This is a genomic window from Pseudodesulfovibrio alkaliphilus, assembly GCF_009729555.1.
Classification (GTDB): domain Bacteria; phylum Desulfobacterota; class Desulfovibrionia; order Desulfovibrionales; family Desulfovibrionaceae; genus Pseudodesulfovibrio; species Pseudodesulfovibrio alkaliphilus.
Genome location: NZ_WODC01000018.1, coordinates 1 through 7,303 on the forward strand (window position 1 = coordinate 1; position 7,303 = coordinate 7,303).

Below are 7,303 nucleotides of genomic sequence, written 5' to 3' on the forward strand. Positions count from 1 at the left end.
TCGAGCCGTACAGAGAACTTATGCCGAGGCGAAGTGACTGTAGGCGAGTCTTCGAGCCGTACAGAGAACTTATGCCGAGGCGAAGTGACTGTAGGCGAGTCTTCGAGCCGTACAGAGAACTTATGCCAAGGCGAAGTGACTGTAGGCGAGTCTTCGAGCCGTACAGAGAACTTATTCAAAAAGCTCACAAATCCGCAGGACAGCGGATTTGAACGTCGGCTCCTGCCGACGCCCCGAAGGGGTGAGCACCAGGACGGTGCGAATCAAACCCTCGCGTACAGGAAGTACGCTTCGGCCTTGAACTTTTTTCGCGCCTGGCATCTCACCTTTTTTGAACAGCCTCCATGTTTTGATTTTTCAACGGTCTGCTATCTGTTGTAATAAGCCATCCACAGTCCTTCCATGACCAAATCCGGGCGCAGCTCATCAATGGACCCGGCCACCTGGGCAATGGTGCGCGACAGCCCGCCGGTTGCCACCACAAAGGGATCGGCCATCCGCGCCGAGAGCTTGGCGACAAGGCCGTCAATCATGGACGCAAAACCAAAGACAAGCCCCCGATTGAGGCACTCTTCGGTGCTTGTGCCCCAGGTGAGGATGTCGCTTTCCACCCTGAGGTCGACACTGGGCAGTTTGGAAGTGCCGGTGGCCAGGGCCGTTCTGGACGAGAGCACCCCCGGGCAGATGAGGCCGCCCTTGAAGGCGTTACCCATGACGCAGGCCAGGGTGGTGGCGGTGCCGAAGTCGATGACCACGAGATTTTCCGCGTCATAGGTGAGCCGGGCCGCCAGGCAGCCCACCAGGATGTCCGCGCCGGTCTGCTCGGGCCGGGCGTATTCGTTGGTCAGGTCAATGGGCAGATCGCGCCCGACAAAGACCGCCTCGCAGCCGAGAAACCGGCGGGCCATGCGCAGAAACAGCGGATCAAGCGGCGGAACCACCGAGCAAATGACGCACGCCTCCACGCTCCTCGGCTCCACGCCCTCGCGGTTCAGGATGGCTTCAATCTTGATTCCCCAGTCGTCGTCGGTGTTGGCCGGGCGGGTGGGCAGGGTGTAGCTTTCGCCCAGGCCCGCGTCATCGGCCAGACATATCTTGGTGTTGGTATTGCCCGCATCCGCGAGCAGAACGGTTCCCATGGCTGCCTCCTTGGCCGCTTTGCCAGCGGGGTTTGGCGCATTGTCTACCTGTTTGCCCACAAATGGCAAGGCCCGCGCCCCTGCCTTCATGGCGGGAGCGCGGGCCGCTGCGTTGGATAAAGGCGCTAGAAGCGCTCGAAATCGCCAGGGTCTTCGCCCGCGGAGACAGCAGGCAGCGGCCGGGACTTGGCCACGGCGCCCTTTCCGGCAGGCAGCCCTGGGGCGGCGCTCCTGACGGCTGGCCGGGCCGCAACCCGCGCACCCCTGTCGACCCGGCCCTTGCCCAGATGGAAATAATCAATGGCCTCACGCACCTGGGCGGCGTGACCCGCCAACTCCTCTGAGGCTGCGGCCACCTGCTCGGCTTCGGCCGTGTTCTGCTGCACCACGCGATCGAGTTCGATAATTGCGGCCTTGATCTGGCTGCCGCCGGAATACTGCTCCGCGCTGGCAGCGGCGATCTCCTGCACCAGTTCGGCGGTGCGGGTGATGTCCGGAACCATCTTCTCCAGCATCCGCCCCGCCTGCTCGGCAATGGCCACGCTGTTGCCCGAAAGCTCGCTGATCTCGGCCGCGGCCACACCGCTGCGCTCGGCCAGCTTGCGCACCTCGGCCGCCACCACGGCGAAACCCTTGCCGTGTTCCCCGGCCCTGGCCGCCTCAATGGCCGCGTTGAGCGCCAGCAGATTGGTCTGCCGGGCGATCTCCTCGATGATGGCTATCTTGTCCGCGATCAGGCGCATGGCCTCCACGGTCCGGCCCACGGACTCGCCGCCCTGGCGGGCGTCGTCGGCGGCCTGCCGGGCGATTTTTTCGGTCTGGCGGGCGTTCTCCGTGTTCTGCTCAATGTTGGAAGTCATCTCTTCCATGGAAGCCGAAACCTCCTCCACGGCGCTGGCCTGATTGGCCGCTCCCTCGGACAGGGATTGCGAGGTTCCGGCCAGGGCCGCGCTGCCCTGGGCCACATTCTCGGCCCCGTCCTGCACGGAGTCGACCACCCGGCGCAGCACCTCGCCCATGGAGTTGAGGGCTGCGGCCAGCTCCTCCAGCTCGTCGCGCGGGCCGCGCTCGTGCACAGGCAGCCGCTCAAGGGAAAGATCCCCGCTGTTGACGCTGTTCATGGCCGCCACCACCCGGCCGATGGAAGCGCTGATGACCCGGGAAAAATACAGGGTGACGAGGATGGCCGCCACCAGCATGAACAGGCCCACCCCGGCGGACCATATCTTGCTCTCGGTCAGGGCCGCGTCCACGGCCCGCTTGCCCGCCATGAACTCCTCCACATAGCCGGTGCCGATGATGACCCAGTCCCACGGGGCGAAATAGGCGGCGGTGAGGTAGATGTCACGCGGGGCCGAGGCGCCCGGCTCAGTCAGGTGCACCGACCTGGACACAGGCGTACCCCCGGCGCTCCGAGCCTCGTCGATCAGTTCGGCATAGACAGCCTTGCCGGCCGCATCGCGCACATCAAGCAGGCTGGTACCCTCGAAGCGGGCCTCACGGTGCATCCTGACAACGCCGCGGCCATCGCCCGACCCGCCAGCCACGGTCAGGGCGCCGCTCGCGCCGATGACCACGGACCGGAAGCCCTGGCGCAACTCCTCCACCCCCTCCTGGGGAATGCCCACATACAGACAGCCGATGACCTTGCCCGCGCCGTTCCTGATGGGCCGGTACTGGGTCAGGTACCAGGCGTTGACCACAAAGGCCGTGCCCCGATAGGTCTCGCCAGCCATGACCGCCCTGGCCACCGGGCTTGACCCCGGGATATAGGTGCCCACGGCGCGTCGTCCGTTGGAGCCAAGGATGTTGGTGGCCACGCGCAGCAGATCGCCCTGCTCGTTCATGGCCTGAAACACGGTACAGGTGGTGCCCGTCAGGGCCATGATCTCGTCCACCATGGGCGTGGGCGTGTTCGGATCGCTGTTCTGACCGAACCACCGGCCGCCAAGGGCCATACCCGGCAGCGACACGGTGCGCCGCTCGCCCGACACCTGGTTGACCGCCTCCCAGTTCACCCGCTCGTCGAGCAGACCGATGGACCCACCCCGGGCCGCGATGTCCTGAAGAACGCGCATGTCGTTCTCCAGCTGCCGCACCAGAGTGGCGTGCTGCGTTGCCAGCAGGTTGCGGGCGTCGGCCACTGCCACGCCTATCTCGCTCCCGGCCTGTTCGTTGAAGGAATCCGTCAGCGTCGCGGCCACCATCGCGCTTTTCCAGAGAAGAATACCCAGTATTCCAGCAGTGGTCAGGCCGATCAGCGTCGCCCCGAGCACGGTCATTCGCGTTCCGATTGTCATGTGCCCCCCGTTTGGTCATGTGATACGTATAAACCTGTTCCAGATTCTCCACACAAGACCACGGTACACGGAACCACTTGTTTATACAACACGTTTCACAACATTCACGGGTTCGGGGCCAAATCGAAAGCAAGTCATCCCCCCTTGCCGCTGGCTAGAGATGCGTATATGGTTTACCATTGGACTCCAAAGGAGATATGCTCATGAATCCGGCATCCCTCATCCCCCTGGCCGAGCCCATCCCCATCCACTGGGCATGGTTCGATCTGCTGCTCGTGACCACTTTCACGGCGCACATCCTGTTCATGAACGCCCTGGTGGGCTCGGCGGCCATCGGCCTGGTCCACGCCATGCGGGGCGACAGCGGACTGGCCCGGGAGGTGGGCAAAAAGGCGCCGCCCCTGCTGGCCCTGACCATCAATCTGGGCGTGGCCCCGCTCCTCTTCCTCCAGGTCAACTACGGGCAGTTCGACTACGTCAGCTCCGTGCTCATGGGCGGCTGGTGGCTGGCGGTGATCGCCGCCCTGATGCTCGCCTACTACGGATTCTACGCCTACAAATTCGGCCACGACGCCCTGAGCCCCGGACGGCGCACCGCCCTCCTGGCCGTCTCCCTGGTCGGAACCCTCTATGTGGCCCTGATGCTGACCACCAACATGACCCTGATGCTGCGGCCGGAATTCTGGCCCCAGTATTTCGAGAAGACGGGGGCTGCGGTCCTCAACTTCGGCGACCCCACCCTGTATCCGCGCTTTTTGCATTTCATGGTCGGCGCGGCGGCCGTGGGCGGGCTCTTCGTGGCCCTGCTCGGCCGATGGGGCAAAAACGACGCCTTTGTCGAGGTCGGCATGCGCTGGCTGAACCGGGCCACCCTGGTCAACCTTGGCATCGGCCTGTGGTTTCTCGTCTCCCTGCCCCCGGACATCCTGCTTGCCTTCCTGGGCGGCAGCCTTCCGGCCACTCTGACCCTCGTGGCCGGGCTGGGCTGCGCGGGCATGCTCCTGGCCGCCGGATTCCGCAAGCAGCCGATCCAGGCCACGGTCTGGGCCGTGCTCACGGTCTTCTTCATGAGCCTGACCCGCCACTGGCTGCGCACCCTGTTCCTCGCCCCGTGGTTCAATATCAAGGACACCCCGGTCACGGGCCAGTATTCGCCTGTTCTGCTCTTCGCCGTCTTCCTGGTGGCCGGAGTGGCGGCCATGGCCTACATGCTCAAGCTCTACTTCAAGTCGCGAGAGGGGAGGGCGTAACCCATGGAATATCCCATCTGGCAACTGACCACCCTTGGCGGCGGCTTCTGGATCGCCCTCATTGCCACGCTGCACGTCTACGTGGCCCATTTCGCCATCGGCGGCGGCCTCTTCCTGGTCCTGACGGAGCAGGCCGCCTACCGCACAGGCAACCCGCACCTCCTTGAATACGCCAAGAAGCACAGCCGCTTCTTCCTGTTGCTGACCATGGCCTTCGGCGCAGTGTCGGGCGTGGCCATCTGGTTCACCATCGCCCTGCTGGCGCCCCAGGCCACCATCACCCTTATCCACAACTTCGTCTTTGCCTGGGCGGCAGAATGGGTCTGTTTCACTGGCGAAATCGTCGCCCTGATCATCTACTACTACACCTGGGACACCATGAACCGGCGCGACCACCTCATGGTCGGCTACATCTACTTCATCTTCGGCTGGTTCTCCCTGTTCCTCATCAACGGCATCGTGGGCTTCATGCTCACCCCAGGCGACTGGCTCCAGACCAAGGATTTCTGGGACGGCTTCTTCAATCCCACCTTCTGGTCCGCCCTGGTCTTCCGCTCCTTCTTCTCGGCCGCCTGCGCCGGGCTCTTCGGCTTTGTCACGGCCACGCGCATCCTGGACGAGGAAACACGTATCAGCGTGCTGCGCTCCTGCTCGGCCTGGACCATCGCGGGCGTGCTGGCCGTGGTGGCCACCGGATTCTGGTACGTGGCCTCCCTGCCCGCCGCCCAGCACGAAATGATGCTGCTCAAGTCCCACCGGGTGGCCGGGTTCATGAACTGGTTCTGGCTTTTCGCCGGGCTGACCCTCATGGGCGGGCTGATCATGGCCCTGAAGATGCCCCGGCGCATGACATTCCCCCTGGCCATGGCCGTGCTCATGGCCGGGCTCGGCCTCTTCGGCTCCTTCGAGTTCATCCGAGAGGCCGGGCGCAAACCCTACCTGATCTGGGACTACGCCTACTCCAACTCCATCATCAAATCCCACGCCGCAGCCATCAACCGGGACGGTGCCCTGGCCCGGGCCAGATGGACCCCGCCAACCCTGCGCGACGGCATCACGGACGAAAACCGCATGGAGGCCGGGGCCTTCCTCTACCAGCTTCAGTGCTCGGCCTGCCACTCCATCGGCGGACCCATGAACGACATCCGCAAACGAACCGCCATGTACGACACTGACGGCATGGACGCGTTTCTCACCGGCATGGGCAAACTCAATCCCTACATGCCCCCCTTCATCGGCACGGCCGCCGAACGCGCAACCCTGGCATCCTACATCGCCGAGGAACTCAACGGCAATCCGCCCCTGGCCTCCACGGTGATTCCGCTCCCAGGGCCCGCCGAGGCCGCGCCCTTCGACCCGGACGAGGACACCCATGTCCTGCTGGCCTGGACCGACCAGGGCATGGCCTTCTTTGCCCAGACCGACCGCTGGACCCTCCTGCCCCCGGCCATCACCCTGCGCGCCCAGCTCATCCTGCGCGATCTGCTGCCCGAGGTGGTCACTGACGACGTGACCCTGACCTATGCCGTGGACCCCGGCGTCGAGGGCAAAACCCTGACCGGCTCCCTCAGCCCGCATGAGGACGGCGGCCGCTTCGAGGCGACCCTGAACATCCGCCCCTACGCGGACGGCGTCTTCAACCCGCTGCCCATGGCCACCATCGAGGCCCGCGACCGCGACGGCCATATCCTGGCCGTCACCCGAGTGGCCCTGCCCGTAAGCGACCAGATGGGCTGCCGCAACTGCCACGGCGGCGACTGGGCGCACGACGGCTCGGGCATATCCACGGCCACGGCCGACAACATCCTGGCCGTGCACGACCGCATGAACAACACCGACCATGTGGCCCGCGCCAAAAAAGGCCCGATTCTCTGTGTGGAATGCCACGACGACCCGATCCAGAACGCCCGGGGCGCAGGCGACCGGCCCAACCTTTCGGCCGCCATCCACGGCTCCCACGCCGTCTATCTTGCCGGGCGCGAGGCCGACGACTCCTGCCTCAAGTGCCACCCGCAAAACACCCTGCGCGGTCTCCACGACGAGGTCGGACTCGACTGCGCCGACTGCCACGGCCAGATGGAGGACTTCGCCATCGCCCTGCTCAGGGCAGAACAGGCCGCAGGCAAATCCGGCGCCCAAAAGCTCCTGGCACTGCTCTCGCCGCGCTCCACCGGCTCTCGCGAGGCCATCGACCCGCGCACCCCCTGGCAGAACGAACCCGACTGCCTGACCTGCCACAGGGACTTCGCCGCCCCGGAGACCACGGACGCCTTCAATGCCGAAAGCCCGGCCGGGCTTTTCTCCACCCGGCGTGACGAGCTGGGCGCTGTTTACTGCGCAGCCTGCCACGGCGCACCCCACGCCATCCACCCGGCCACCGAGCGCGACTCGATCCAGCCTGCGCAATACACCGGCAAACCGCAAACCATCGGCGCAAACGGCTCCTGCTCGGCCTGCCACCTGTTCGACATGGAAGACGCCGCCCACCACCCCGGCATGGGCGTGGAATAGGAGAGGAGCGGAGAGGGGAGAGGAATGCCTCCGGCGGCCAGGGGGAAGGGGAGAGGGAAACCCTTTGAAAAGGGTTGTCCCTCCCCCCTTCCCCCTGGACCCC

4 protein-coding genes are annotated in these 7,303 nt (G+C 65.1%); 2 read left to right on the forward strand and 2 right to left on the reverse strand.

Annotated elements, in window-relative coordinates:
• Positions 1 to 368 precede the first annotated feature (368 nt).
• Together GKC30_RS14725 and GKC30_RS14730 are read right to left on the reverse strand one after the other, a co-directional pair.
• On the reverse strand, positions 369 to 1,139 hold the full coding sequence (locus GKC30_RS14725) for a type III pantothenate kinase (protein ID WP_155935736.1): 771 nt from the start codon (positions 1,137 to 1,139) through the stop codon (positions 369 to 371).
• A gap of 125 nt (positions 1,140 to 1,264) precedes the next feature.
• Positions 1,265 to 3,439, reverse strand: coding sequence for a methyl-accepting chemotaxis protein (locus tag GKC30_RS14730; RefSeq protein ID WP_155935737.1), 2,175 nt, complete (start codon positions 3,437 to 3,439; stop codon positions 1,265 to 1,267).
• 203 nt (positions 3,440 to 3,642) lie between these two features.
• Between GKC30_RS14730 and GKC30_RS14735 the strand changes: the two genes are divergently transcribed.
• Together GKC30_RS14735 and GKC30_RS14740 are read left to right on the forward strand one after the other, a co-directional pair.
• Complete coding sequence (locus GKC30_RS14735) at positions 3,643 to 4,689, forward strand: hypothetical protein (RefSeq protein WP_155935738.1); 1,047 nt, start codon at positions 3,643 to 3,645, stop codon at positions 4,687 to 4,689.
• A gap of 3 nt (positions 4,690 to 4,692) precedes the next feature.
• Entirely contained in the window at positions 4,693 to 7,200 is a 2,508-nt protein-coding gene (locus tag GKC30_RS14740; RefSeq protein WP_155935739.1) for a cytochrome ubiquinol oxidase subunit I, read from the forward strand.
• Positions 7,201 to 7,303 lie beyond the last annotated feature (103 nt).

Bases quoted from the DNA above. Each gene is read 5' to 3' on its own strand.
- GKC30_RS14725 (WP_155935736.1), bottom strand. From the start codon at position 1,139: ATGGGAACCGTTCTGCTCGCGGATGCGGGCAATACCAACACCAAGATA.
- GKC30_RS14730 (WP_155935737.1), bottom strand. From the start codon at position 3,439: ATGACAATCGGAACGCGAATGACCGTGCTCGGGGCGACGCTGATCGGC.
- GKC30_RS14740 (WP_155935739.1), top strand. From the start codon at position 4,693: ATGGAATATCCCATCTGGCAACTGACCACCCTTGGCGGCGGCTTCTGG.
- GKC30_RS14735 (WP_155935738.1), top strand. From the start codon at position 3,643: ATGAATCCGGCATCCCTCATCCCCCTGGCCGAGCCCATCCCCATCCAC.